Here is a 24,956-nt window from a genome sequence, read left to right on the forward strand (position 1 = left end):
AGTATCCGCGGTCAGCGGGCCGCTCGGGCCGCGGCCGTCAGCGCGCGGTGCAGCAACCGGGAGTCGCCGAGCAGGGCCCGCAGCCGGCGTTCCAGGCCGGCGATCGGGATCAGGTTCTGCGGAGCCCGCGGGTCCTTGTACGGGGTGGAGGCGAACCGGGGCAGGGTGACCAGCGACAGGTCGGCCAGCTCGATCGCCGCCTCGACGGGCAGGTCCGCGGAGCACTCGACCCGGACGATGCCGGCCCACGGTGCGCCGACGGCCACCGGCAGCCGCAAGTACCACGACCAGCCGCCCCACGCCGTGCCCAGCCGGAACACGGGCGAGCGCTCACCGGGCGTCAGACCGGTCACCACCGCGGTCAGCCGGGCGTCCAGGTACTGGCTGTGCTGGGTCTTGATGTAACCCAGCGTGCGGGGCAACTGCCGCCGGCTGCGCAACGGGCCGTCCACCACCAGCAGGTCGCCGTCGACCCGGGCGGCGTCGGAGACCGCCACCTCCAACGCGGTCAGCGGGCCCTGCACGGCCGCCGGCAGCTTGGCCAGCTCACCGGTGCCGCCCACCCGGTGCACCGGGTAGCGGATCGCCCCCGCCACCACGTCCTGCGCCGACGGGCTCGCGGTGAACAGGCCCCGGCCGACCCGGGTGCCGGCCAGCTGCGCCGCACCCTGGCCCAGGTCGCAGCGGACCACCCCCGCCGCGTACGAGGCGGCCAGCCCGGGGAACGACCCGCCGTCGGCCTCGGCCGTCCAGATGCTCGCGTCGATGCGGCGTACCCCGTCGACCAGCAGCACCACGTCCGGCGCCCGCACGCCCGGCCGTACCCCGATCGCCCGCCAGTCCACGGCCGGCAGCTCCACGTCCGCGTCGACCTGCGCGCTGCTCGGTGCGGCCGGCCCGGCGGCGGAGGCCTCGAACGACGCCCCGTACGCCGGGTCCCACGAGTCGACGAAGAACGCGGCGTCGCTCACCGAGTGGCCCTTGCGTTCGCGGCTGCGGGGCTCCGCCGCGCTGCGCTCCTCGCGCTCACCGGCCGGTCCGTTCCACGCGCGCCGAGCGGGCATCCTTGCGCACCTCGAAACGGACCGGAATCCGTTCGGCCAGCGCCGGCACGTGGGTGACCACGCCGACCATCCGGTCGCCCCGGGCGGCCAGGTTTTCCAGGGTGGCCGCCACCGTGTCCAGGGTGGCCGCGTCCAGCGTGCCGAAGCCCTCGTCCAGGACGATCGACTCCAGGCTCGCCGCCGTGGTCGACATCCCGGCCAGCTGCTCGGAGAGCGCCAGCGCCAGCGCCAGCGACGCCTGGAACGTCTCGCCGCCGGAGAGCGTGCGCACGCCCCGGCGCAACCCGGCATCGTGGTGGTCGACCACGAAGAACTCACCCTTGTCGTGCACCAGCTCGTACTGCCCGCCGGAGAGCTCCCGCAGGATCCCCGACGCGCCGTCGACCAGCAGGTCCAACGCCTCGGCCAGCAGCCACCGTTCGAAGTTGTTGGCCCGCAGGTGCCCGGCCAGCGCGCGGGCCACCTGCGCCTCCCGCTCGTGACCGGCGCGCTGCTCGCGCAGCGTCCCAGCCTGCTCGCGGCGCTCCCGTAGCCGACGCCGCTCGGCCTCGGCCCGCTCCACCGCCACGGTCGCGGCGTGCACCGGGTCGTCCGCGACGGGCACGTCGGCGGCGGCGAAGATGCCGGCGATGCTCCGCTGCACCGCGTCGGCCGCCGCCTCGGCCTCGGCGACCACGGCGGCCCGGCCGGCCCGGTCGGCGCGGCGGCGGTCCGCCTCGGTGGCCGCCCAGCCGGTCAGCGCCGCCCACGCGGCGGCGACATCGTCCCGGTCGGTCGCGGGCGGGCCGAACCGGGCCAGCCCGTCACGGGTGGTGTCGAAGCCCCGCCAGGCCGCCCGCAGCCGCTCCTCGGCGGCGTCCACCCCGGCGCGGGCCTGGCGGGCGGCGTCCCGGCCGGCCCGAACGGCGGTCGCCGCCTCCTCCAGCGCGCGCCGCAGCCGGGCATGCTCGGCCAGCTCCCGGCGCAACACCGCCGGCTCGGCCGCCCCGGAGAGCTGCCCGGCCAGCTCGGCCAGCCGGGCGTCCAGATGCTCCTGCCGGGCCCGGGCCTGCACCAGCAGCCGTTCCAGGTCGCGTGCCGCCGCGTCCCGCTGCTGCACGACCACCTGGGCGGCCTTGGTGGCGGCCCGCGCCGCCTTGCCGGCCGCCGTGGCGGCGGCCACCGCCGAGTCGGCCGGCACCGCCGGCACCTCGGCCACCGGCTGCGTGCAGACCGGGCAGGCGGCGCCCGGATGCAGGTGCACCCGCAGGCTGACCGCCAGGTCGGTGGCCTTCGCCTCCTCGTGCGCCCGGAAGGCCGCCTCCAGCTCCGCCTCGGCCCGCTCGGCGTCGGCGCGGGCGGCCGCCAGCGCCGCCACCGCCGCGGCGTGTTCGTCGTTCGCCGCGGTCACCGTCGCGCGGACCGTCTCGGCCTCGCCGGTCAGCCGGTCGCGGTCGTCGTACGCCCGCAGCAGCAGCCGCAGCGCGCTCTCGTCCCCGGCGCCGGCCAGCTCGCCGCGCAGCTTCTCCTCCCGCTCCTCGGCCAGCGACACGCCGGTGGCCGCCGCCTCGGCCTCGGCCCGCGCCGCGGTCACGGCAAGGGCCACCTCGGCCACGCCGCCCGGCGCGCGCACGCCGGTCAGCACGGTGAGCTCGTCGTCGAGGGCGGTCAGCGCCGCCGCCGCCTCGCGCGCGGTGGCCCGGGCCGCCGCCAGCTCCGGCACGGCCGCGGTCACCGCGGCGGCCAGCTCGGTCATCCGGCCGACCCGGGCGTCGGCCTCGGCCAGCGCCTCGTCGTCCACGCCGGTCAGCCCGGCGAGCAGCTGGTCGACGGCGTCCAGTCGGGCCTCCGCCTGCGCGGCGCGCGCCGTCGCCCGCTTCTGCACGTCCTCGTAGACGCCGAGGCCGAGCAGGTTGACCAGGATCTGCTGCCGGGTCGCCGGCTTGGCGTGCAGGAAGTCGGCGAACTGCCCCTGCGGCAGCACCACACAGCTGGTGAACTGCTCGTACGGCAGCCCGACCGCCTCCAGCACCGCCTGCTCCATCTCGGCGGGGGTGCCGGCCACCACCTCGCCGAGGTCCTCCGGGCTCAGGCCGGTGTCCAGTTTGGTCACGTCGAAGCCGGCCGGCATCAGCTGCAACCCGGCGTTCGCGGTCTTGACGTTGCCCCGGCCGTCCCGGCGCACCACCCGGGTGGCCACGTACCGGGCGCCGCCGGACTCGAAGACCAGCCGAACCCGGGCCTCGGTCGCCGACGGCGCGAGCGCGTTGGCCAACCCTCGGGTGCCGCCCCAGCGGGGCACCGTGCCGTAGAGGGCGAAACAGATGGCGTCCAGCACGGTGGACTTGCCCGAACCGGTCGGGCCGATCAGGGCGAAGAAGTCGGCGTCGGTGAAGTCGACGGTGGTCTCGTCCCGGAAGACCGTGAACCCGGCCATGTCCAACCGCATCGGACGCATCAGTGCTCGACCTCCTCGAAGAGCTCGTCGAAGAGTTCCCGGACACCCTCGTCGGCGTGCCCCCGGCTGTCCAGGTAGTCGGCGAACAACTCCCGGGGCGAACGCCCCGAGCGTTGCGCGATGCGCGCGCCGCTGCCCGGCGCGGCGAGCAGCTCCGGGTCGATCCGGATCTCCAGGGCACGGGGGAGCAGCTCCTGGATCTCCTCGCGCAGGCCGGCGCGGGGCTGCTCCCGCACGTACACCCGCAGCCAGGCGTCCGGCGCCTCGAGCTCGGCGAGCTGGGCCAGGGTGCCCCGCACGGTGCGCAGCGCGCTCGCCGCGGTCACCGGCACCTCGCGGACCCGGGCGGCGGTGCTGGCGGTCACCTCGACCATCGTCACGGAGGGCACGTTCTCCTGCTCGCCGAAGTCCACCGCGAGCGGGCTGCCGCTGTAGCGCACCGGGCAGGGGCCGATGACCCGTTGCGCCCGGTGCAGGTGGCCCAGTGCCACGTAGTGCGCGGTGGCCGGGAAGACGGTGGCCGGCACGGCGTAGCCGAGCACGGTGTGCGCGTCCCGCTCGCCGCCACCGGTGGTCGCGCCGGTCACGGTGACGTGCGCGGTGACCAGGTGCACCCGGTCCGGCTCGGTGAAGCCCTCGGTGAGTCGACCCAGCACCCGGCCCAGGTGGTCGGCGTACGTCTGGTTGGCCTCGGCGGCGGTCAGCTCGTACATCTCCAGCGCGCGCACCGCGTACCGCTGAGACAGGAACGGCAGCGCGGCCAGCTGCCACCGCTCGCCACCGGCGGTGGTGCCGTCGATCACGTGCTCGTCCGGGTTTTCGCGTACCCCGCCGCGCAGCGTGATGCCGGCGGCCTCCGCCCACGGCCGCAGCGCGTCCAGCGCCGGGCCGTTGTCGTGGTTGCCGCCGATCGCGACCACGTCCGCGCCGGTGCGGCGCAGCGCGGTCAGCGCCCGGGTGACCAGCCGGGTCGCCTCGGAGGTGGGCGCGGCGGTGTCGTAGAGGTCACCGGCGACAATGACCAGGTCCGGTTGCTCGGCCCGGGCGATGTCGATCACCCCGGCCAGCACCGCCTTGTGCTCCTCGGCCCGGGACTGCCCCTTGAGCACCTTGCCGACGTGCCAGTCCGAGGTGTGCAGGATCTTCATGGCTGTGCCGGCCCCCTAGAACGGGATGTCGTCGTCGGTGCCGCCGCCAGAGCCCACGACGGCGAACGGGTCGGCGGACTGGGTGATCGAACGCAGCGTCTCCGACGGCGCGCGGCCCGCCTCGGAGACCCGGGTGGCCCAGGCCGGGAACGGGAACTCCAGGCAGAGCGGCACCGGGATGTCCGGCTGGTTGACGAACATGGTGCCCGGCTTGGCCAGCAGCGCCCGTTGCCGCTGCGCCGGCGGCAGGAAACCGTACTCGGGGCGGGAGGCTTCGGCCGGGTCGAGCCGGCCGACCACCCGGATCGCCGAGTTGGTGACGATCCGCCGCTCCACCTCGCTCGCCGTCTGCTGGGCGCCGATCAGGATCACGCCGAGCGAGCGGCCTCGCTCGGCGATGTCCAGCAGCACCTCCTTGATCGGCGAGGAGCCCTCGCGGGGGGCGTACTTGTTGAGCTCGTCGAGGACGACGAAGAGCAGCGGCTTGGCGGTGCCGGACTTCTCCTTGCGCTCGAACTCGCTCTTGAGCGTCACACCGACCACGAACCGCTGGGCGCGGTCCGGCAGGTTGTGCAGGTCGACCACCGTGACCTGTGCCGACTCGCTGGTGTTGATCGAGTGCGGGCGACGGGTGGCCAGGTCGCCACGGATCAGCCGGGCGAGGTCCTTCTTGCTGCCGATCAGCCGCCGGGCGAAGGCGTTGACGGTGCCCAGACCGACCGCGCTGCCCGCCCAGTCGGAGCGGGTCTCGTCGTCGTTGAGCTGGTCGACGATGTGGTCGACCAGGTCGCCGTAGGAGCCGAGCCGGACCCCGTCGATGCTCACCCCACCGTCGGCGGGTTGGGCGTAGCGGGCCAGGTGCGCGGTGACCGAGTGGACGACCATCGTGTACTGCTGGCGCTCGTCGTCGGCGTCGGCGAAGACGTACGGCAGCAGTCGGTCGGCGCAGAACTCGCTCAGCGTCCAGTAGAAGGCGTCGACGCCGGTGAGCCGGCTGCTCACGTCCGGCGTGCCGGCCGAGTCGCCGACCCGCGGCGGGGCGTAGACCCGCACGTCGGGGAAGGCGCCGGCGGTCAGGCCGAGCTTCGCGTACGCCGCGCGGGTGGGCTCGTCGAGCCGGGTGTTGGGGTGGTCGAGGAAGAGCAGGTCCTCGCCCTTGACGTTGAAGATCAGCGCCTTGGCGTTGACCGCGTCGCCGCCCAGAACCCCGGAGCGGAAGACCGAGTAGAGCAGGAAGGTCGCGAAGCTGGTCTTGGTGGCCACCCCGGAGATGCCGGAGATGGAGACGTGCGCGCCCCGGCTGCCGTCGAGGAAGTCGGCGTTGAGGTAGACCGGCACCCCGTCGCGACCCATCCCCATCGGGATTCGCCGCTCCATCCGGTCGAAGTGCAGCGCGCGGGCCCGCGCGTCGCCCTCGGCGCGGTGCACCACCGCCCCCGGGGTCGGCGGCACGTAGAACTCCGGGTCGACCCGGGTGGTGGTCACCTCGGCCGCCTCCTGCACCTGCGCCGGGAGCGTGCCGTCGGCGATGGCGAAGACGTCGGAGTCGAACTGGGCGCCCTCGTGCCGGGCCCGGACCTGGGTGACCACCCCGGCGATCGTCACCGGCTCCCGGTCCGGCAGCTCACGCCGCGTCACCACCACGTCGTCGAGCTGGAGGTAGCTGCCGGGGGCCACGGCCGTCCAGAACTGCAACGGGGTGGCGTCGGCGGTGCCCAGCACCCGGCCGACCGGCTCGCCCGGGCTGTCGAGGCCGGCGTCGGTCATCGGGCGACTCCGGTCGGTCGGGCTTCACGGTCGAGGCGCATGACGTGCATCCTGCCCGAGGAGTACGACAGGTCGCCATGCGACGCGGCGGACGACACCATCGCTCGTCACATCCACGACGCTGGGTGTCTGGTCGGCGACTGGCCGTTGCCGACCCGGGTGTCACTCGCGGGCGTGGCGGAGCATGAGGACGCCGTCGTCGGCTGCGAGCACGTGCCGCAGCGGGAGCTGCCGGGGCGGCGTGGCGTCGCCGGCGATGATCCGGGCCGGTCCGGGGCCGGCGAGCAGCGGCGAGACGGTGAGGCACAGCTCGTCCACCAGGTTGGCGGCGGTGAGCGCGCCGAACAGGTGCGGGCCGCCCTCGCAGAGCAGCTGGGACAACCCGCGCCGGCGCAGCTCGTCGAGCCCGGCGGCCAGGTCGACCCGGTCGGTGCCGCAGCGCAGCACGTCGGCGACGTCGGTCAGCCCCGGTGGTGGGTCGACGCCGGCGTGGGTGAGCACCACCGGCCGGACGGGCGCGTCGGCGAAGGCGGCCTGCGCCGGGTCCAGGTCGAGCGCGCCGGAGACGACCACCAGCGTCGGGTACTCGGCCAGTCCGTTATCGCGGCGCCAGGCGCGGCGGCGTTCGTCGAGCCGGACCGCCCGGTAGTCCTCGTGGCGGAGCGTGCCGGCGGCCACCACCAGCGCGTCGCAGAGCATCCGCAGCAGACCGAAGACCCGCTTGTCCGGCTCGCCGGAGAGCCCGGCGGAGTAGCCGTCGACGGTGACCGCGCCGTCCAGGCTCGCGACGAAGTTGACCCGAAGTCGGGGCTGGTCGGCGCGGCCGTAGAGCACGGTCAGCGCGGCGTCGTCGAGCGGTAGCGCCGACGGCTCGGGCCAGAGCCGCCGGATCGGGATTCCGACGGTCATTCGCTGGCCGGACCGGTGACCGGAGGGGTCGGTGGGGCGGTACGGTGCTGGCAGTCGCACCAGTTCCGGCCCGGGCATTCGTCGTGTCGCCGGGCCCGGCACGCTCGGCAGATCATGCTGGCAGCCTAAGCCGCGGGAGGACAGGACAGCATGCCGCGTCAGATCTTCCAGCTGAAGATGTCCCTCGCCGGCGTCCGTCCGCCGGTCTGGCGCCGGGTGCTCGTTCCGGCCGGCTACACACTGGATCGGCTGCACCGGGTGGTGCAGCACGCGATGGGCTGGCGGGACTGCCACCTGCACTCGTTCGACATCGACGCGGTGCAGTACGGCGAGCCCGACCCGGACGGCGAGCTGGCGCTGCACGACGAGCTGGACGTTCGGCTCGACGCGGTGCTCGGCAAGGGCAGCCGGTTCACCTACACGTACGACTTCGGCGACTGGTGGGAGCACGACCTGGTGGTCGAGGACGCGCTGACCGCCGACCCGGAGGAGCGGTACCCGGTCTGCCTGGACGGCGAGCGGGCCTGCCCGCCGGAGGGCATCGGCGGCCCGTCGGGTTACCGGGCACTGCTGGTGGCGCTGGCCGATCAGGGTGATCCGGCTGACGTCGACCCGGCGCATGCCCTGCTGCGCGACTGGGCGGGCTCCACGTTCGACCCGTCCCGCTTCGACGTCGACCGCGCCGGCACTCTGCTGCGCCGCTTCTGCTGACCCGGCGGCGCCCGCCGCGACGGGCACCGCTGTGAGCCGCCGGCCGAGGTGCCGGGAATCTCGCGTTTTCGGGTGACCCGCCCCAGCGGTCGATGGCGGTAACGATCTGGGAACGCTCCCATCGCCCTATTGACACCCCCGTTACCCGCCGGCAATCTCATGGGAGCGCTCCCGGATGCAGCGCGGGTCACCCACGTTCCTCCGTCCGGCCGCCGGCAACCGCCGGCGGCCGACCCGGCGCGGCAAGCACCCCCCACCACAACCACCCAGCCTCACCACCGGAAAGAGGGGTCAGCGAATGAGTGTCACCACGCGGCGTACCCGCCTGGCGGCCGCTGCCCTGGCCGCGATCACCGCAATCGGCGGTCTCGCAGCCTGCGGCAACGACGATGACAAGCCGGCGGCCGGCGAGAAGCCCGCCAAGCTGGTCGTCGACACCTTCGGCGAGTTCGGCTACGACGAGATCGTCAAGCAGTACGAGAAGGACACCGGCATCAAGGTCGAGCTGCGCAAGACCGCACAGCTCGGTGAATACCGGCCGAAGCTGGTCCGCTACCTGGCCACCGGCAAGGGCGCGGCGGACGTCACCGCCCTGGAAGAGGGCATCCTCAACGAGTTCAAGGCCAACCCGCGCAACTGGGCCGACCTCGCGCCGCTGGTCGCCGACCACTCCAAGGAGTACCTGCCCTGGAAGTGGGAGCTGGGCAAGGCGCCAGACGGCCGGCTGATCGGCCTGCCGACCGACGTCGGCAGCCTCGCCGTCTGCTACCGCAAGGACCTGTTCCAGGCGGCCGGCCTGCCCACCGAGCGCGACCAGGTGTCGGCGCTCTGGCAGGACTGGAAGGGCTTCCACGACGCCGGTCTGAAGTACAAGCAGGGCAGCGGCGGCAAGGCGTTCATCGACTCGATCACCGCCGTCTCCAACGGTGTGCTCTTCCAGCAGAGCGGCGATCTGTTCTACGACAAGGAGAACAACATCATCGCGGACACCAGCCCCGCGGTGAAGAACGCCTGGGAGACCGCCACCTCGATGGCGGACATCTCCGCCAAGGCGCAGACCTGGTCGCCGGAGTGGTCGGGTGGCTTCAAGCAGGGCACCTTCGCGGCCACCTTCTGCCCGTCCTGGATGCTCGGCATCGTCTCGGACAACTCCGGTGCGGCCAACAAGGGCAAGTGGGATGTCGCGGCCGTGCCGGGTGGCGGCGGTAACTGGGGCGGCTCGTGGCTCGCGGTTCCGGAGCAGAGCAAGTACCCCAAGGAGGCGGCGAAGCTCGCCGAGTACCTGACCAACGCCAAGAACCAGGTGGAGGCCTTCAAGGCCAAGGGCCCGCTGCCCACCAACCTGGAGGCGCTGAAGAACGACGCGTTCCTCAGCTACACCAACGAGTACTTCAGCAACGCGCCGACCGGAAAGATCTTCGGGGAGAGCGTCGCCAAGATCCAGCCGATCCACCTGGGTCCGAAGCACCAGGCGGTGAAGGAGAACGCGCTCGAGCCGGCCCTGCGGGCGTTCGAGAACGGGCAGGCCGGCAAGGCGAAGGCCTGGGAGCAGTTCACGAAGGATGCAAAGACTCAGGGTGCCTTCTGAGTGATTCCCTGCCGGTGGCGTTCGGGGCTTCCCGGACGCCACCGGCCGGTCCCCTCCGCGTAGCGCCCTGCGCGAGGGCCCCCGGGCCTCGCCGGAAAAGGAATTTCGCATGAGCCTGTCGGCCACGACGGCACCGCCGTCGCCAGCAGCACCGCCTTCTCCCGACGTCTCTTCCCGACGTAGCCGGGGAAGGTTACTCAACCGCCTCGATGTCAAGTACTCGCCGTACCTCTACATCGCCCCGTTCTTCCTGATCTTCGGCGCGTTCGGGCTGTACCCGATGGTGCGTACCGCCTGGATGTCGCTGCACGACTGGGACATGATCGGCGACCACTCGTTCATCGGCTTCGACAACTACACCCGGCTGGTGTCCGACGAGTACTTCTGGAACGCGCTGGTCAACACGTTCGGCATCTTCGCCCTGTCGACCATCCCGCAGCTGTTGCTCGCCCTCTTCCTGGCGAACCTGCTTAACCGGACCTTCCTGCGCGCCAAGACCTTCTTCCGGATGGCCATCTTCATGCCGAACGTGGTGTCGGTGGCCGCGGTCGCGATCGTCTTCGGGATGCTGTTCCAGCGGGAGTTCGGCCTGTTCAACTGGCTGCTCGGTTTCGTCGGTGTCGACCCGGTCGACTGGGACGGGCACCGGTGGAGTTCCTGGGTCGCCATCTCCTCCATGGTCAACTGGCGGTGGACCGGGTACAACACCCTGATCCTGCTCGCCGGCATGCAGGCGATCCCGAAGGACCTCTACGAGGCCGCGGCGATCGACGGCGCCAGCCCGTGGCGGCAGTTCTGGCAGATCACCCTGCCCATGCTCAAGCCCACCTTCATCTTCGTGGTCATCCTGTCCACGATCGGCGGCATGCAGCTCTTCACCGAGCCCCTGCTCTTCGGCAACGGCAACATCATCGGCGGCAACCAGCGGGAGTTCCAGACGCTGGCCATGTACATGTACGAGATGGGCATCGTGAACCTGAACACCGCAGGCTACGGAGCCGCAGTCGCCTGGGCGATCTTCATGATCATCGTCGTGGTGTCGCTGTTCAACTTCCTACTCGTCCGCCGCTCGGCCAAGTGAGGAGAGATCGATGATCTCGGCTTCCCAGCGCCTGTGGCGCACCAGCCCGCTGACCTACGTGGCGCTCGTCCTGGCGGCGCTGCTGTCGATCTACCCGTTCTACTACATGATGGTGATCGGCAGCCGCAGCCTGGACTCCATCAACGACGTGCCGCCGCCGCTGACCCCCGGCGGAGCGTTCGGTGACAACTTCGCACGGGTGCTCGACAACGACGCCGCCAACTTCCTCACCGGCCTGATGAACTCGATCATCGTCTCCTCGGTGGTCACCCTGTCGGTGGTGCTCACCGGTTCGCTGGCCGGGTTCGCCTTCGCCAAACTGCGGTTCAAGGGCAGCAACGCTCTCCTGCTGGCGATCATCGTCACCCTGATGATCCCGACCCAGATGGGCCTCATCCCGCTCTGGGGCATGATGCAGGACCTGGGGTGGTACGACACCCTCTACGCGGTCACCGTGCCGTTCCTGGTCAGCGCCTTCGGCGTGTTCATGATGCGGCAGTACGCCAGCCAGGCGATCTCCGACGAGCTGATCGAGGCCGGCCGGGTCGACGGGGCGAGCACGTTCCGCATCTACTGGAGCATCGTGCTGCCCGCGCTGCGCCCCGCCGCCGGCGTCCTCGGTCTGCTGACCTTCATGGAGACCTGGAACTCGTTCCTCTGGCCGTACGCCATCCTCACCCCGGAGAACCCGACCCTGCAGGTCTCGCTCTCCTTCCTCTCGTACGCCTACTACACCGACTACTCCCAGGTGTTCGCCGCCACGGCGATCGGCACCATCCCCCTGGTGCTCGTCTTTCTCCTGTTTGGCCGCCAGATCATCGGCGGGATCATGGAAGGTGCCGTCAAGTCGTGAGCAACCCCGCCCGCCCGCCCGCCGTCGGCGTCCTCGACGAGCGCCCCGGGCTGACCTTTCCGCCCGGCTTCCTGTGGGGCGCCGCGACCGCGGCGTACCAGATCGAGGGGGCGGCGGCCGGGGACGGTCGTACCCCGTCGATCTGGGACACCTTCAGCCACACCGACGGCCGGGTGGTCGCCGGGCACACCGGCGACGTGGCCTGCGACCACTACCACCGGCTCGGCGACGACGTCGCGCTGATGGCCGAGCTGGGCCTGAAGTCGTACCGTTTCTCGGTCTCCTGGCCCCGGGTGCAGCCCGGCGGCACCGGCGCGGCCAACCCGCAGGGCCTGGACTTCTACCGTCGGCTCGTCGACGAGCTGCTGGCGCACGGCATCGAGCCGTGGCTCACCCTCTACCACTGGGACCTGCCGCAGACGCTGGAGGACGCCGGCGGCTGGCCCGCCCGGGACACCGCCGCCCGCTTCGCCGACTACACCACGCTGGTCGCCGACGCGCTCGGCGACCGGGTGCGCTACTGGACCACGCTGAACGAGCCGTGGTGCTCGGCGTTCCTCGGCTACGGCTCTGCAGTGCACGCCCCCGGCCGGTCCAACGGGGCGGACGCGGTCCGCGCCGGGCACCACCTGATGCTCGGGCACGGCCTGGCCGTGCAGGCGCTGCGGGCCGCCCGGCCCAGCGCCGAGGTGGGGGTGACCGTCAACCTCTACCCGGTCGACCCGGCCAGTGACGCCCCCGCCGACGTGGACGCCGCGCGGCGGATCGACGCGCTGGCCAACCGGTTCTTCCTCGACCCGCTGCTGCGCGGGTCGTACCCGGAGGACCTGATGGCCGACCTGAGCACGGTGACCGACTTCGACCACGTACGCGACGGCGACCTGGCCACCATCGCCACGCCGCTCGACCTGGTCGGGGTCAACTACTACAGCCGGCACGTGGTCGCCGCCCCGGTCGAGGGCGTCGAGCCGGAGCCGTACTGGCGGGCGCCCTCCTGCTGGCCGGGCAGCGAGGACGTCCGGTTCGTCACCCGGGGCGTCCCGGTCACCGACATGAACTGGGAGATCGACGCTCCGGGCCTGGTCGAGACGCTGCGGCGGGTGCACGACGAGTACACCGACCTGCCGCTCTACGTCACCGAGAACGGCTCCGCGTTCGTCGACACGGTCATCGACGGAAAGGTCGACGACGTCGACCGGCTGGCCTACTTCGACGCCCACCTGCGCGCCGCGCACGAGGCGATCAACGCCGGGGTGCCCCTGCGGGGATACTTCGCCTGGTCGCTGATGGATAATTTCGAATGGGCCTGGGGTTACACCAAGCGGTTCGGCATGATCCACGTCGACTACGACACCCAGGTCCGCATCCCCAAGTCCAGTGCCAGGTGGTACGCCTCGGTGATCCGACGCAACGGTCTGGCCGCACAATAGGCTCGGGCCAGCCATCAGGGCGGTCCTGGTGTCCACCTCCCGCGGGTGGCACCGGGTCCGCCCGCCGTCGGAGGAGCAGACGATGACAACGCAGCGCACCCGGTCGCTCGGGCGCCCGACCCTCGATGCGGTCGCGGCGCGCGCCGGCGTCGGGCGGGGCACGGTCTCCCGCGTGGTCAACGGCTCGCCCCAGGTCAGCCCGGAGGCCCGGGCCGCGGTCCAGCAGGCCATCGCCGAGCTGGGGTACGTGCCGAACCGGGCCGCCCGCGCCCTCGTCACCCAGCGGACGGACTCCGTCGCGCTGGTGGTGTCCGAATCCGGCGAACGGGTCTTCACCGAGCCGTTCTTCGCCGGCATCGTGCGGGGGATCAGCTCCGGCCTGCTGGAGACGCCGATGCAGCTCTGGCTGGCCATGGCCCAGTCGGCGGTGGAGCGGGAACGGGTCGAGCACCACCTGACCAACCAGCACGTCGACGGCGTCCTGCTGCTGTCGTTGCACGACTCCGACCCGTTGCCGACCCTGCTGGAGGAGCGCGGCCTGCCCGCCGTGCTCGGCGGCCGCCCGGCCCGGATGCTGCAACCCGGCGCCCAGCCGGCTTGGTTCGTCGACGTGGACAACGTGGGCGGCGCCCGGCAGGCGGTGGAGTACCTGGCCGGCCGGGGGCGGCGACGCATCGCCACCATCGCCGGTCCGCAGGACATGGGCGCCGGCCTGGCCCGGCTGGCCGGCTACACCGAGGCGGTCAAGGCCACCGGGGCCGGCGTCAACCCCGACCTCATCGCGTACGGCGACTTCAGCGAGGGCAGCGGCGCGGCCTGCATGCGCCGGCTGCTGGACGCCTGCCCGGACCTGGACGCGGTCTTCGTCGCGTCCGACCTGATGGCGTTCGGCGCGCTACGGGCGCTGCGCGAGGCCGGCCGGCGGGTGCCCGAGGACGTCGCGGTGATCGGGTTCGACGACGCGCCGATCGCCCGGCAGGCGGACCCGCCGCTGACCACCGTCTTCCAGCCGGTGGAGGAGATGGGCCGGCAGATGGCCCGGCTGCTGGTCGCCCGGATCCGCGGCGACGACCTCCCCGCCCCGCACATCCTCCTGGACACCCAACTGATCCACCGCGCCTCCGCCTGACCCCGCCCGGACCGGCCGCCGGACCCGCCGTTGATCATGAAGTTATTGCCCTGACACGCCGACATGGATGGCATTAACTTCATGATCAACGGGCGAGGGCGAGGGCGAGGGCGAGGGCGAGGGCGAGGGCGAGGGCGAGGGCGAGGGCGAGGGCGAGGGCGAGGGCGAGGGCGAGGGCGAGGGCGAGGGCGAGGGCGGGGTGCGCGGGGCCGGGCCCGGGCGGGGGGTGGGGGTTAGGCGGGGGTGGGGGTCCAGCGGCGGAGTTCGCGCTTGGCCAGGGAGGAGCGGTGGACCTCGTCGGGGCCGTCGGCGAGGCGCAGGGTTCGGGTCTGCGCCCACAGGGCGGCCAGCGGGGTGTCCTGGCTGACGCCGGCGCCGCCGTACCCCTGGATGGCCTTGTCGATCACCCACTCCGCCATCGCCGGCGTGCCGATCTTGATGGCCTGGATCTCGGTGTGCGCGCCCTTGTTGCCGACGGTGTCCATCAGCCAGGCAGTCTTGAGCACCAGCAGCCGGGACTGCTCGATGCGCACCCGCGACTCAGCGATCCACTCCCGCACCACGCCCTGCTCGGCCAGCGGCCGGCCGAACGCGATCCGCTTGTTCGCCCGCCGGCACAGCAGCTCCAACGCCCGCTCGGCCATCCCGATCAGCCGCATGCAGTGGTGGATCCGGCCCGGGCCCAGCCGGGCCTGGGCGATGGCGAAGCCGGTGCCCTCGGCGCCGATCAGATTCTCCGCCGGCACCCGGACGTCGGTGAAGTCGATCTCGGCGTGTCCGCCGTGCGAACCGTCGGTGTAGCCGAAGACGGTCATGCCCCGGCGCACGGTCACGCCCGGGGTGTCCCGCGGGACCAGCACCATGCTCTGCTGGCGGTGCCGGTCGGCGCGGGGGTCGGTCTTGCCCATCACGATGAAGATCTCGCAGCGCGGGTCCATCGCGCCGGACGACCACCACTTGCGACCGTTGATCACGTACTCGTCGCCGTCCCTGGTGATTTGGGTGGCGATGTTGGTGGCGTCGGAGGACGCGACGTCCGGCTCGGTCATGCAGAACGCGGAGCGGATCTCGCCCTCCAGCAGGGGCATGAGCCAGCGTTCCCGCTGCGCCTCCGAGCCGAACTCGGCCAGCAGTTCCATGTTGCCGGTGTCCGGCGCCGCACAGTTGACCGCCTCCGGCGCCAGGTGCGGGCTGCGCCCGGTCAGCTCGGCGAGCGGGGCGTACTGGAGGTTGGTCAGGCCGGCGCCGTAGCGCGGGTCGGGCAGGAAGAGGTTCCACAGGCCGCGCTTGCGGGCCTCCGCCTTCAGCTCGGCGAGCACCGGGGTACGCGACCACGGGTCGCCCGCGGCGGCCTGCTCGGCGTGCACCGCCTCGGCGGGGTAGACGTGCTCGGTCAGGAACCGGGTCAGCTCGTCGCGCAGCTCCTCGGTCCGGGCGTCGTACGAGAAGTCCATCACCGCTCCCTGGCGGCGGTCAGCCCGTGCGCGACCAGCGGTGCCACCATCTCGCCGATCCGGTCGAAGCCCTCGCCGAGCGTCTGCCCGAGCGTGTGGCGGTAGTGGATGCCCTCGCAGATGACCGCGAGCTTGAAACAGCCGAGTGCCACGTGCCAGTGCAGCGGCCCGACGTTCACGTCGCTGCGCCCGGCGTACCGGTCGATCAGCTCGGCGCCGGTGGGGAAGCCGGCGCGCGGGCCGAGCCCGTCGGCCACCGGGTTGCCGGCGGCCGTCTCGCTGTCGCCCAGCACGTCCCAGTACGTCAGCAGCAGCCCCAGGTCGGCCAGCGGATCACCGAGGGTGGCCATCTCCCAGTCCAGCACCGCGTGCACGGCGACCGGGTCGGCCGAGGCGAGGAGATTGTCCAGGCGGTAGTCGCCGTGCACGATGCGGCCGGCGTTCGCGCCCTCCGGGGCGGTCGCCGCAAGCAGGTCCCGCAGCTCGTCGATGCCCGGCAGCGGGCGGCTGCGCGAGCGGTCGAGCTGCCCGGCCCACCGGCGGACCTGCCGGGCCAGATAGCCCTCCGGGCGGCCGAAGTCGCTCAGCCCGACCGCCGCCGGCTCGACGGTGTGCAGTGCCGCGAGAGTGTCCATCATCGCCATTGCGAGGGCGCGGCGTCGCTCGTCGCCCAGCGGGTCGGTCTGTGCGCGGGTGCGGAACACCTCGCCGGGCATCCGCTCCATCAGGTAGAACGGCGCGCCGATCACCTCCGGCTCGGTGCAGAGCAGCAGGGCACCCGGCACCGGCACCTCGGTCGGCGCCAGCGCCGAGATGACCCGGAACTCGCGGGCCATGTCGTGCGCGGTCGCCAGCACGTGCCCCAGCGGCGGCCGGCGCAGCACGACCTCGCGGTCGCCGAGGCGCAGCAGGTAGGTGAGGTTGGACTTGCCGCCCGCGATCAGCTGGGCCCGCAGCGGCCCGACGGCCAACTCGGGGCGGTGTTCCGCCAGATAGCCGGCGAGTCGGGCCAGGTCCAGGCCGGCGGGGGACGCCGGAAGGGCCCCCGGCCGGAGCGCATCGACGGCCGGATCGGTCATCCGACTAGTTGATGGCAGCCCGCTCACGTTGTCAAGGTCGGAATTTCCCCTCGGGACATGCCTCTGCAACAGGGACGAAATGGTCAACGCCCAGGCTGTGACCAGCCTGCCGGCCGCCGCCGGCCCGCCGAGCGGAGGGACAGACATGTTGCTGCGAGTTCGAGTCACCCTGCCGGACCGTCCGGGCACCCTCGGCCAGGTCGCCCGCACGTTGGGCGTGTCCGGCGCGGACATCGTCCAGGTGGTCGTCCTGGAGCGGCTCGGCGGACGCGCGGTGGACGACTTCACGGTGGTCTGGACGGGCGCGGCCCGGGTGGAGCGGCTGCTGGCCGGCCTCGCGGCGATCCCCGGCGTACGGGTCGACGGGGTATGGCGGGCGATCGGCGCGCCTACCACCACCGGTCAGGACGCGGAGCTGCTGGCCCAGGTCGCGGCGAACCCGGCCGACGGGCTGGCCACGCTGGTCGACGCGGTACCCGGGCTGCTGGCGGCCGACTGGGCCGTGGCCGCCGTGGTGCCGGTGGACTGGGCATCGCGGAGCGGGGGCGTCGGTGGGGCGGCTATCGGGCACGCCAGCTGGCGGGCTCCCGTACCGCCGCAGCTGCCGGAGGTGACCCCGCTGCGCGGCCGGTCGATGACCACCCCCGACGGCACCCACCACGCGATCGCGCCGTTCGGCCGGGCCGGCCTGGTCCTGGTGGTGGCCCGCGAGCACAGCGAGACCCTCTCCGCCGCCGCGTTCCACAGCACCGAGGTGGACCGGCTCACCCAGCTCGTCCGGGCCAGCGCGGTGATCCTCGGCGACCGGCTGGACCTGGTCGGCGCGCCCCCGGTGGTCGCCGGCCCCTGAGCGGCAGCCCGAGGAGTTCCCGGGCCGTCACCGGCGAGCAACCGGGCGGCAACAGCCGGGGACGAGGCTCGTACCGGGGAAGGGAGCCAACCATGACGTTGTGGCGGATCCGAGCGACGGTGGACGACCGGCCGGGTTACCTGTCGGTCCTCACGGCGAGCCTCGCGCTGCGCGGGGTCAACATCCTCACCGTGCAGGTGCAACCCACCGAACGGGGCGCGGTGGACGACTTCCTGGTCGACGCGCCGGACGCGCTGGACGAGGCCGGGCTGATCGCCGCCGTCGAGCGGGGTCGCGGCCGGGACTGCTGGGTGGCGCGCAGCGAGGCGCGCGGCCTGGCCGACCAGCCCACCCGGGTGCTCGGGCTGGCCAACCGGCTGGTGCGCGACCCGGACGCGACGGGCGAGGCGCTGTCCACCCTGCTCGGCGCCGAGTCGGTCAGCTGGCGGCCCGCGTCGACCGGCGTCGACCGGGGGATCATCGGCACCAGCATGCTGCTGGCGGACCCGGCGGGCGGTTCGTTCGCGCTGCGCCGGGCCGCGCCCGCCTTCACTCCGGCGGAGTACGCCCGGGCGCAGGCCCTGGTCGAGCTGGCCGCCACCGTGGCGCGCCGGGCCGCCGAGCAGGTCACCCTCGTGCTGCCCGACGGCGCCGAGCTGGCCGTCCGGCCGGCCCGCGCGGACGACCTGTCCGGGGTGCTGGAGCTGCACGAGGGGTGCTCGCCGCGCAGCCGGCAGCGGCGCTACCTGAGCGGGGCGGCGCTGCCGCAGCGGGCCCGGTTGCGCCGGCTTCTGGAGCCGAACCGGGGGCTGACCCTGATCGCCACGGCCACCGATGACGACGGCGGCGCGGAGTCGGTGGTCGCGATGGCGAACCTGCTCGGTGAGGGCGACGAGGCCGAGGTGGCGCTGCTGGTGCGCGACGACTGGCAGCGGCGTGGGCTCGGCTTGGCGTTGCTGCGCCGGCTGGCCCGGCACGCCGACCGGGCCGGGTACGTGGCGCTGGTGCTGCACGTACAGGCCGAGAACCGCCCGATGCTGCGTACCCTGCGCCGGCTGAACCGGCCCGCCTCAGCAGAGCGCGACGGCACCCTGCTCAGCCTCACCGTCCCGCTCACCCCGGAAAGGAAGGGCACCTTCTCAACGCCTGGTGCATAGGAAGGGCCCCGTTGTTAACAACGAGGCGGCTCGCGGCGGCCGGAGACGCAGAGCCGGTTGCCCTCGGGATCGGCGAGCACCACGTACGGCGGCTCGGTCGGGTGCGGGTCGGTGGGGTAGTGCCGCCAGTCCACCCGCTGCGCCCCGAGGGCGAGCAACCGGTCGAGTTCCTCGTCGAGGCTGCGCTTGCCGGCGTCCAGGTCCATGTGGAGCCGGGGGAACTCCTGCACCGGGCTCTCGCTGAGGTCCATCGCGATGGCCACGCCCGGCGTTCCGGGAGGCGGCTCCAGCACGACCCAGTCGTCGCCATCGAATCGGGTCGCCCGGCGACGGTAGCCGAGGGCGGCGGCCCAGAAGGTCGCCGCCCGCTCGGCGTCGGACACGCCCAGGGAGAGCTGCGCGATGATCGCCATCTCTTGACGGTACGCCGCGGGTCCGGTGTTGAGAGGGGCCCCTTGCTGTGCACGAGGCGTTAACAAGGGGCCCTTCCTTGCACCGTGGTCAGGTGGTGGGGTAGCTGTTGTAGTCGGGGAAGTTGCCGTAGAGCCGGCTGTCGCCGCCGACCGTGACCGCCTGCACCAGCAGGTCACCGCCGACGAACGCGCCCTTCCAGGAGGCGCCCCGGCCGCCGAACGGCTCGTCGCGGTCGCCTCGTGAGCGCGGCTTGTTGATGCCCACCTTGAACGCCTGGAGGTCCACCGCGAGCTTGCCGGCCTCGTCGGTGTCGTCGCAGGCCAGCGACGCGACCAGCGCGCCGTTGGAGGCGTTCATCGCGGCCAGCAACTCGTCGGTGGTGTCCACCACGACGATCGTGTCGACCGGCCCGAACGGCTCGGCGTGCATCAGCCCGGACCGGCCGGGCGGGGCGAGCAGCACCGACGGCGCCACGTACGCCGAGGTGTCCTGCCCGGGCATGAACGGCGCGCCGGTCAGCTTGCCCCGGTGCAGCGGCACCGCGCCGCCGCGGACCGCCTCGTCGACCTTGCGGTGCAGCTCCTCGGCCTTGGCGGCGCTGATCAGCGGCCCGAAGTCCAGCTCGGGCAGCGGGTCGCCCGCGGTCCAGGTCTCGTCCACCGCGAGCGGGTGCCCGAAGCGAACCGAGCGGACCACCGGCAGGTACATGTCGAGGAACTCGTCGACCAGGTCACGCTGCACGACGAACCGGGGGTACGCGGTGCAGCGCTGCTTGCCGTACTCGAAGCCCTTCTTGAGGTGCGCGGCGAGCAGGTCCCACTGGGAGAAGTTCCAGATGCCCCAGGCGTTGAGGCCCTCCTGCTCGATGAAGTGCCGCTTGTCGCTGTCGAGCAGCGCGGCGGCCACCTTGCCTCCGTTGGAGCGCCCGCCGACGAACGCAACCGCGCCGATCTCCGGTGCCCGGACCAGCACTTCGGACAGTTCCTCGCCGCCGCCGGAGACCAGCGTGGCGGGCAGCCCGGCCCGGCGCATCAGCGCGTGCGCGACGGTCAGGCAGACCGCGCCGCCCTGGGAGGGGGTCTTGGCGATGACCGCGTTGCCGGCCAGCAGTTGGACCAGTTCGGCGTGCACGAGGACGCTCATCGGGTAGTTCCACGACGCGATGTTGCTGACTGGGCCGGGCAGCGGTTCGCGGCCGTCGGCGAGCATCCGGTCGATCTCTCCCGCGTACCAGCGCACGCCGTCGAGCGCCCGGTCCACATCGGCGCAGGCCAGCCGCCACGGCTTGCCGATCTCCCAGACCAGCAGCAGCGCGAGCAGATCGCGGTGGGCGGCGAGCGCGTCCAGCGCGTCGATGACCCGCGCCTTGCGGTCGGCGAGCGGGGTCTGGGCCCAGGCCCGGTGCGCGGCGGCCGCGTGCGCGACGGCGGCGCGGGCGGTGTCGGCGTCGAGCCGGGGAAGGTTGATCACGACGGTGTTGTCCACCGGGGTGCGGACCGGCGCGGGGGCGCCGACCGCCCGCCAGTCGCCTTCTACCAGGTTGTGCAGTGTGGTGACGCCGTCGACCTCGGCGCCGAACGCCTCGGGGGTGGCGGCCACCGCGCGGGCGAGGACGTCGGACCATGCGGTGCCCTCGGCGAGTCGTAGTGCCATCGCTTCTCCTCAGGGTTGACCGGGGAGCGGCGGCGTCGATGGCACCGCTGGTGATCGGTACTGTCCCGCGCCGGGTAGCGGGTCAGCAACAGTACGTTTGTCTGGCTGGACGCCCACGCGCCCGCTCGCTGGGCGCCGCGCGCGCCCCGGATCAACTTGAACTGCGCGTACGCCGACCATCGATCGGTTGACTTCGATGATGTGAGCTTTCTCCGGGCGCCGTCGACCGGGTTACCCGTCGGTACGGATCGGCGCCCGCAACGGATCAATCGTCCAGAGTGGTGTTCACCTCGGCGGTGGTGCGGACGTGCCGGCCGGCGGAGGAAACGGGTCGCGGCCGGCCACCGGACAGGGTCCGGCGGCCGGCCGCGGCGTCGTGCGGGGTCAGCTGGTGAAGGTGATCCGGTCGCGACGGCGCCGCATCATCAGCAGGGCGCCACCGCCGATCAGGGCGACGCCACCCAGCGCGATGCTGGTCGTGGCCACACCGGTCAGGGGCAGGCCGCCCTCGGTGTCACTGCCACCGTTGCCGCCCGTGCTCGCCGAGGGCGAGACCGAGTCCGACGGGGAAACCGACTCCGACGGGGAAACCGACTCCGACGGCGAGACCGACTCCGACGGCGAGACCGAGGTCGACGGCGAGACCGAGGTCGACGGCGAGACTGACGTAGACGGCGAGACCGACGTCGACGGCGTGGGGCTCGGGGACTGTGTCGCGATGGTGCCGGCACAGGTGTGGCTCAGGTTGAACTTGTCGACCGCGTTGGTGACCTCGGCGCTGCCGCCGGTCAGCTTCCACCCGGCCGGGGTGAAGAGGTAGGCGTGCATCTGCTTGCCGCCGGCCGAGTAGAAGTAGTCCGGGTAGGCGTCGGTGCTGTCCGGCACCTGCACCGTGACCGCGGTGGACCCGTTGCTGAAGGTCAGGGTGAGCGACTCGAAGCTGCTGGACGTCTTGCCCTGCGGAAGGACGAAGTGCCAGCCGTCGTAGCCGGCGGGCAGGCTGTCGAACCGGTCGTCCTTGCAGTCCTTGTCAGGGAAGGTCGCCGCGGTGGAGTCCACGTGAGCCGGGTTGAGCGGAACCGACGTGGCGACCGCCCACGCCGGGGTGGCGAGAGCGAGACCGGCCGTGGCGGCGGCCGTGCAGACGGCCGCGCGCGCCAGGCGCCGACGCTGTGGCATGAGTATTCCTCCGAGATTGGCCGAGGGGACGGCACATGATCTCATGTAGGGGATCTTTTGGCGACATCGGTCGATCGGCCTGAGCTGGGACGACGTGCCGGACAGGAACAGGATTCCGGCCAACTTGTGCGGCTTTCCTGCGCGTGTCGCCGTAACACGTACCGCCGTCGCGACGCTCCGCGCGCTCCGGCGGGCTTCCCAACCCGCAGTGCTCACATTACATTGTCGACTATCCATGGAAGCGCTTCCGTGGATCCCCGTGGTGACTCCGCCACCGACAGGAGATCGCCATGCGCCACCCCACCCGGCCGGTCCCCGGCCGCCCCGACCGGTGCCGGCCGCCGGTCGCCGACCAGCCCTGGCCACGTCGGCTGCTGGCCGCCGGCGTCGCCCTGCTCACCGGGCTCGCCCTGGCGGTCGCCGCACCGCCGTCCGGGCCGGCGTCCGCCGCGCCGGCCTTCAACTACGCGGAGGCGTTGCAGAAGTCCCTGCTCTTCTACGAGGCGCAGCAGTCCGGCCGGCTGCCGGACTGGAACCGCGTCTCCTGGCGCGGCGACAGCGCGCTCACCGACGGCGCCGACGCGGGCTGGACCTCACCGGCGGTTGATACGACGCCGGCGACCACGTGAAGTTCGGCTTCCCGATGGCGTTCAGCGCCACGATGCTCGCCTGGGGCGCGGTCGAGTACCGCAGCGGCTACACCGCCTCCGGGCAGTTGCCGCACCTGCTGAACAACCTGCGCTTCGTCAACGACTACTTCATCAAGACCCACCCCGCACCGAACGTCCTCTACGGACAGGTCGGCAAGGGCGACGACGACCACAAGTGGTGGGGACCGGCCGAGGTGCTGCCGATGGCGCGGCCCGCCTACCGGATCGATGCGAGCTGCGGCGGCGCGGACCTGGCGGGGGAGACGGCGGCCGCGATGGCCGCGTCCTCGATGGTGTTCCGGCCCACCGACGCGGGCCTACGCCGACCGGTTGCTCGGGCACGCCTGCGTCACGGGGTACCGGGTGCACCGGGAGGCCGGCGCGACCGACCCGGTCGTCGGCGCGCCGACCACCACCACGCTGGCGGTGGCCGGGCTGACCGCCTCGACGGCGTACCAGTTCTACGTGGTGGCCGTGGACGCGGCCGGCAACACCTCCGCGGCGTCCGCGCCGGTCGCCGTGACCACCGCGCCACCGCCGGTCGCCGGCGCCTGCTCGGTGGGGTACGTCACCAGCGACTGGAGCACCGGTTTCACCGCCACCGTGACGATCACGAACACCGGTACCACCGCGGTCAACGGCTGGACGCTGCGGTTCAGCCTGCCCGGCGGGCAGACCGTCAACCAGGGCTGGTCGGCGACGGTCAGCCAGGCCGGCGCGGCGGTGACCGCGACGAACCTCTCCTACAACGGCACCGTGGCCCCCGGAACGTCCAAGATTCACTTGTCGTTCCGCCAGCCGGCGGCGACGAGGGCGCGGCGGACGGTGTCGGCGACCTCCTCGGGGCGGGCGCGGACCAGCCAGGCGGGAAACCGCAGGATCCGGTCGCCGCTGGTCCACAGGTCGTTCTGCCGGCGCATGTCCGCCGCCCACTGCCGGACGTCCATGTGGTGCGCGCCATCGATCTCCACCTGCACCCGCCACTCCTGCCAGTACGCGTCCAGCCAGCGGCTGCGACCCGCCGCGTCGACCCGGTGTTTCTGCAGGTCCGGCGGGGGCAGCCGGTACCGCCGACACAGCCGTACGAAGTCGATCTCGGACAGCGCCTGCGCGCTGCCGGCGATGTCCCCGACGGTCTGCCGGATCAGCCGTCGACGCGGTGCTCGGGGAAGGACATCGAGCACCGCGTCCAACTCCTCGGGCAGCACCCGGCGCTGCTGGCATCCGGCGGCCAGCAGCGCCTGTGCCTCGTCCACGCCAGCAGCCCAGCCGGCCGCGTCCGCCAGCGCCCGCGCCGTCGTGGTGCGCGGCGGTCGGGCGAGCTGGAGATGGGTCTCCGGCAGCACCGATGTGCGGTGCACCAGGACCGCCGGCATGTCGATCGGCAACCGACGCAGGCTGGTCCGCGCCGCGCGACGGGACGCCGGCACCAGCACGTGCAGCGGTTCGCGCCGCAGTCCGCGTACCCCGGCCTCGGTGGCCGCGGTGACCCCGCCCAGCACGGCGCCCGGGCCGGTGGCCAGCACCGCCACCCAGAGTTGCTGGTCCCGAGTGAGCCGGCCGTTGCCGGCGAGCAGGATCCCCCGGCAGATCGACCGCCAGCGACCGGAGCGGATCCGGCCGCGCACCATACCCTCGCTCAACAACCGGGAGGCCTGCGCGGTGGTCAGCACGCTCGCCTGCTCGAAGGCGAGCCAGTCGAGCGCGTCGGCGTCGTCGGCGGGCAGCATTCCGGGCAGTCTGGCCGGCCGGTCGGCGCCACGCCGCCGGATCTTGGACAGTTCCCGTTCACGGGGAACGGCAACTGTCCAAGATCTCGCCGAGGTCCGGGGATAAGCCAGCGGGATTCGGGGCAAGGCAGCGGTGTGGGGGAATTGCTGACCGTCGGGCACGGGACGGCCGACCGGGTGCGGCTGGGAGAGCTGTTGACCGGCGCCGGGGTGGCCCTGGTCGTGGACGTGCGGCGGTACCCGGCCAGCCGCACCAACCCGGACGTCCGGCGGGAGGAACTTGAGCAGTGGCTACCCGAGTGCGGGGTCGACTACCGCTGGGAGCCGCGGCTCGGCGGACGCCGACACGTCCCGGCCGGGACCCCGGAGCCGGACACCTGGTGGACCGTCGCGGCGTTCCGGGCCTACGCCGCGTACACCCGCACACCGGAGTTCGACGGGGCGCTGGCCGAGGTGCTGGCCGACGCGGCCCGGCGGACCACCGTGGTGATGTGCAGCGAGAGCCTCTGGTGGCGCTGCCACCGCCGGCTCATCGCCGACGTCACGGCTCTCGGTCGCGAGATGCCGGTGGCGCACCTCATGCCGGACGGGCGGCTCAGCCCACACCAGCCCGCCGAGGGCGCCCGCCGGCTCCCCGACGGGCACCTGTGCTGGGACCGTTGAGGCGCCCGGC

At 72.8% G+C, this 24,956-nt stretch carries 20 protein-coding genes and 1 pseudogene; 10 read left to right on the forward strand and 11 right to left on the reverse strand.

Features of this window, described 5'->3' with window-relative positions; translation table 11 throughout:
* Positions 1-11: 11 nt before the first annotated feature.
* The 5 genes from BUS84_RS31935 to BUS84_RS31955 all read right to left on the reverse strand — a co-directional run bounded on the left by BUS84_RS31935 (position 12) and on the right by BUS84_RS31955 (position 7,325).
* Positions 12-1,064: a hypothetical protein gene (locus BUS84_RS31935; RefSeq protein WP_244298789.1), complete on the reverse strand. Its 1,053-nt coding sequence runs from the start codon at positions 1,062-1,064 to the stop codon at positions 12-14.
* The gene (locus BUS84_RS31940) at positions 1,027-3,501 is read right to left on the reverse strand and encodes an AAA family ATPase (RefSeq protein ID WP_074318123.1); all 2,475 of its coding nucleotides are present in this window, start codon (positions 3,499-3,501) and stop codon (positions 1,027-1,029) included. Before BUS84_RS31940 ends, BUS84_RS31935 begins: the two co-directional genes overlap by 38 nt.
* Positions 3,501-4,649, reverse strand: a complete 1,149-nt coding sequence (locus tag BUS84_RS31945; protein ID WP_074318124.1) for an exonuclease SbcCD subunit D — start codon at positions 4,647-4,649, stop codon at positions 3,501-3,503. Before BUS84_RS31945 ends, BUS84_RS31940 begins: the two co-directional genes overlap by 1 nt.
* A 15-nt stretch (positions 4,650-4,664) precedes the next feature.
* Positions 4,665-6,416: an ATP-binding protein gene (locus BUS84_RS31950; protein WP_074318125.1), complete on the reverse strand. Its 1,752-nt coding sequence runs from the start codon at positions 6,414-6,416 to the stop codon at positions 4,665-4,667.
* Between the two features lie 162 nt (positions 6,417-6,578).
* Entirely contained in the window at positions 6,579-7,325 is a 747-nt protein-coding gene (locus BUS84_RS31955; protein WP_074318126.1) for a pyrimidine reductase family protein, read from the reverse strand.
* 150 nt (positions 7,326-7,475) lie between these two features.
* Here BUS84_RS31955 and BUS84_RS31960 point away from each other — a divergent pair, with 150 nt between their 5' ends.
* The 6 genes from BUS84_RS31960 (at position 7,476) to BUS84_RS31985 (ending at position 14,117) form a co-directional block, all read left to right on the forward strand.
* A complete protein-coding gene (locus BUS84_RS31960) occupies positions 7,476-8,036 on the forward strand; it encodes a plasmid pRiA4b ORF-3 family protein (RefSeq protein WP_074318127.1) in 561 nt (186 codons plus the stop codon).
* 298 nt (positions 8,037-8,334) lie between these two features.
* Positions 8,335-9,624 carry an ABC transporter substrate-binding protein gene (locus BUS84_RS31965; RefSeq protein ID WP_074318128.1) on the forward strand — a complete coding sequence of 430 codons (1,290 nt, stop codon included), beginning with the start codon at positions 8,335-8,337 and terminating at the stop codon, positions 9,622-9,624.
* A gap of 109 nt (positions 9,625-9,733) precedes the next feature.
* Positions 9,734-10,705, forward strand: coding sequence for a carbohydrate ABC transporter permease (locus BUS84_RS31970; protein ID WP_074318129.1), 972 nt, complete (start codon positions 9,734-9,736; stop codon positions 10,703-10,705).
* A gap of 10 nt (positions 10,706-10,715) precedes the next feature.
* Positions 10,716-11,558: a carbohydrate ABC transporter permease gene (locus BUS84_RS31975; RefSeq protein ID WP_074318130.1), complete on the forward strand. Its 843-nt coding sequence runs from the start codon at positions 10,716-10,718 to the stop codon at positions 11,556-11,558.
* Positions 11,555-12,988 (forward strand): GH1 family beta-glucosidase, encoded by a 1,434-nt coding sequence (locus BUS84_RS31980; protein ID WP_074318131.1) that lies wholly within the window; start codon positions 11,555-11,557, stop codon positions 12,986-12,988. The genes BUS84_RS31975 and BUS84_RS31980 overlap by 4 nt, the downstream gene beginning before the upstream one ends.
* 82 nt (positions 12,989-13,070) lie before the next feature.
* Positions 13,071-14,117 carry a LacI family DNA-binding transcriptional regulator gene (locus BUS84_RS31985; protein ID WP_074319258.1) on the forward strand — a complete coding sequence of 349 codons (1,047 nt, stop codon included), beginning with the start codon at positions 13,071-13,073 and terminating at the stop codon, positions 14,115-14,117.
* Between the two features lie 233 nt (positions 14,118-14,350).
* Here the strand turns inward: BUS84_RS31985 and BUS84_RS31995 are convergent, their stop codons facing one another.
* Together BUS84_RS31995 and BUS84_RS32000 are read right to left on the reverse strand one after the other, a co-directional pair.
* The gene (locus BUS84_RS31995) at positions 14,351-15,571 is read right to left on the reverse strand and encodes an acyl-CoA dehydrogenase family protein (RefSeq protein ID WP_074318132.1); all 1,221 of its coding nucleotides are present in this window, start codon (positions 15,569-15,571) and stop codon (positions 14,351-14,353) included.
* Positions 15,571-16,650: a phosphotransferase family protein gene (locus BUS84_RS32000; protein ID WP_074318133.1), complete on the reverse strand. Its 1,080-nt coding sequence runs from the start codon at positions 16,648-16,650 to the stop codon at positions 15,571-15,573. The genes BUS84_RS31995 and BUS84_RS32000 overlap by 1 nt, the downstream gene beginning before the upstream one ends.
* Before the next feature lie 145 nt (positions 16,651-16,795).
* On the opposite strand from BUS84_RS32000, the gene BUS84_RS32005 reads away from it, so the two are divergent.
* Positions 16,796-17,500, forward strand: coding sequence for an ACT domain-containing protein (locus tag BUS84_RS32005; protein WP_074319260.1), 705 nt, complete (start codon positions 16,796-16,798; stop codon positions 17,498-17,500).
* A gap of 92 nt (positions 17,501-17,592) precedes the next feature.
* A complete protein-coding gene (locus BUS84_RS32010; protein WP_074318134.1) occupies positions 17,593-18,657 on the forward strand; it encodes a GNAT family N-acetyltransferase in 1,065 nt (354 codons plus the stop codon).
* 14 nt (positions 18,658-18,671) lie between these two features.
* Here BUS84_RS32010 and BUS84_RS32015 read toward each other — a convergent pair whose 3' ends face one another.
* The 3 genes from BUS84_RS32015 to BUS84_RS32025 all read right to left on the reverse strand — a co-directional run bounded on the left by BUS84_RS32015 (position 18,672) and on the right by BUS84_RS32025 (position 21,903).
* Complete coding sequence (locus tag BUS84_RS32015; RefSeq protein ID WP_074318135.1) at positions 18,672-19,070, reverse strand: VOC family protein; 399 nt, start codon at positions 19,068-19,070, stop codon at positions 18,672-18,674.
* 88 nt (positions 19,071-19,158) lie between these two features.
* On the reverse strand, positions 19,159-20,724 hold the full coding sequence (locus BUS84_RS32020) for an aldehyde dehydrogenase family protein (RefSeq protein WP_074318136.1): 1,566 nt from the start codon (positions 20,722-20,724) through the stop codon (positions 19,159-19,161).
* Between the two features lie 384 nt (positions 20,725-21,108).
* Positions 21,109-21,903, reverse strand: coding sequence for an LPXTG cell wall anchor domain-containing protein (locus BUS84_RS32025; protein ID WP_074318137.1), 795 nt, complete (start codon positions 21,901-21,903; stop codon positions 21,109-21,111).
* A gap of 290 nt (positions 21,904-22,193) precedes the next feature.
* Between BUS84_RS32025 and BUS84_RS41375 the strand changes: the two are divergent.
* Positions 22,194-23,330 (forward strand): annotated as a pseudogene (locus tag BUS84_RS41375) (glycoside hydrolase family 9 protein); the annotation flags it as partial.
* A 2-nt stretch (positions 23,331-23,332) separates the two neighbouring features.
* On the opposite strand, the gene BUS84_RS32040 reads toward BUS84_RS41375, so the two are convergent.
* On the reverse strand, positions 23,333-24,283 hold the full coding sequence (locus tag BUS84_RS32040) for an endonuclease domain-containing protein (RefSeq protein ID WP_074319261.1): 951 nt from the start codon (positions 24,281-24,283) through the stop codon (positions 23,333-23,335).
* A gap of 135 nt (positions 24,284-24,418) precedes the next feature.
* On the opposite strand from BUS84_RS32040, the gene BUS84_RS32045 reads away from it, so the two are divergent.
* On the forward strand, positions 24,419-24,946 hold the full coding sequence (locus BUS84_RS32045; protein ID WP_074318138.1) for a DUF488 domain-containing protein: 528 nt from the start codon (positions 24,419-24,421) through the stop codon (positions 24,944-24,946).
* Positions 24,947-24,956: the final 10 nt, after the last annotated feature.

The sequence above is a fragment of the Micromonospora cremea genome (assembly GCF_900143515.1).
Taxonomy (GTDB): domain Bacteria; phylum Actinomycetota; class Actinomycetes; order Mycobacteriales; family Micromonosporaceae; genus Micromonospora; species Micromonospora cremea.

Bases quoted from the DNA above. Each gene is read 5' to 3' on its own strand.
- BUS84_RS32010 (WP_074318134.1), top strand. From the start codon at position 17,593: ATGACGTTGTGGCGGATCCGAGCGACGGTGGACGACCGGCCGGGTTAC.
- BUS84_RS31960 (WP_074318127.1), top strand. From the start codon at position 7,476: ATGCCGCGTCAGATCTTCCAGCTGAAGATGTCCCTCGCCGGCGTCCGT.
- BUS84_RS32015 (WP_074318135.1), bottom strand. From the start codon at position 19,070: ATGGCGATCATCGCGCAGCTCTCCCTGGGCGTGTCCGACGCCGAGCGG.
- BUS84_RS31975 (WP_074318130.1), top strand. From the start codon at position 10,716: ATGATCTCGGCTTCCCAGCGCCTGTGGCGCACCAGCCCGCTGACCTAC.
- BUS84_RS32005 (WP_074319260.1), top strand. From the start codon at position 16,796: ATGTTGCTGCGAGTTCGAGTCACCCTGCCGGACCGTCCGGGCACCCTC.
- BUS84_RS31935 (WP_244298789.1), bottom strand. From the start codon at position 1,064: ATGCCCGCTCGGCGCGCGTGGAACGGACCGGCCGGTGAGCGCGAGGAG.
- BUS84_RS31945 (WP_074318124.1), bottom strand. From the start codon at position 4,649: ATGAAGATCCTGCACACCTCGGACTGGCACGTCGGCAAGGTGCTCAAG.
- BUS84_RS32025 (WP_074318137.1), bottom strand. From the start codon at position 21,903: ATGCCACAGCGTCGGCGCCTGGCGCGCGCGGCCGTCTGCACGGCCGCC.
- BUS84_RS31995 (WP_074318132.1), bottom strand. From the start codon at position 15,571: ATGGACTTCTCGTACGACGCCCGGACCGAGGAGCTGCGCGACGAGCTG.
- BUS84_RS31955 (WP_074318126.1), bottom strand. From the start codon at position 7,325: ATGACCGTCGGAATCCCGATCCGGCGGCTCTGGCCCGAGCCGTCGGCG.
- BUS84_RS32000 (WP_074318133.1), bottom strand. From the start codon at position 16,650: ATGACCGATCCGGCCGTCGATGCGCTCCGGCCGGGGGCCCTTCCGGCG.
- BUS84_RS31985 (WP_074319258.1), top strand. From the start codon at position 13,071: ATGACAACGCAGCGCACCCGGTCGCTCGGGCGCCCGACCCTCGATGCG.
- BUS84_RS31970 (WP_074318129.1), top strand. From the start codon at position 9,734: ATGAGCCTGTCGGCCACGACGGCACCGCCGTCGCCAGCAGCACCGCCT.
- BUS84_RS31940 (WP_074318123.1), bottom strand. From the start codon at position 3,501: ATGCGTCCGATGCGGTTGGACATGGCCGGGTTCACGGTCTTCCGGGAC.
- BUS84_RS32040 (WP_074319261.1), bottom strand. From the start codon at position 24,283: ATGCTGCCCGCCGACGACGCCGACGCGCTCGACTGGCTCGCCTTCGAG.
- BUS84_RS31950 (WP_074318125.1), bottom strand. From the start codon at position 6,416: ATGACCGACGCCGGCCTCGACAGCCCGGGCGAGCCGGTCGGCCGGGTG.
- BUS84_RS31965 (WP_074318128.1), top strand. From the start codon at position 8,335: ATGAGTGTCACCACGCGGCGTACCCGCCTGGCGGCCGCTGCCCTGGCC.
- BUS84_RS32020 (WP_074318136.1), bottom strand. From the start codon at position 20,724: ATGGCACTACGACTCGCCGAGGGCACCGCATGGTCCGACGTCCTCGCC.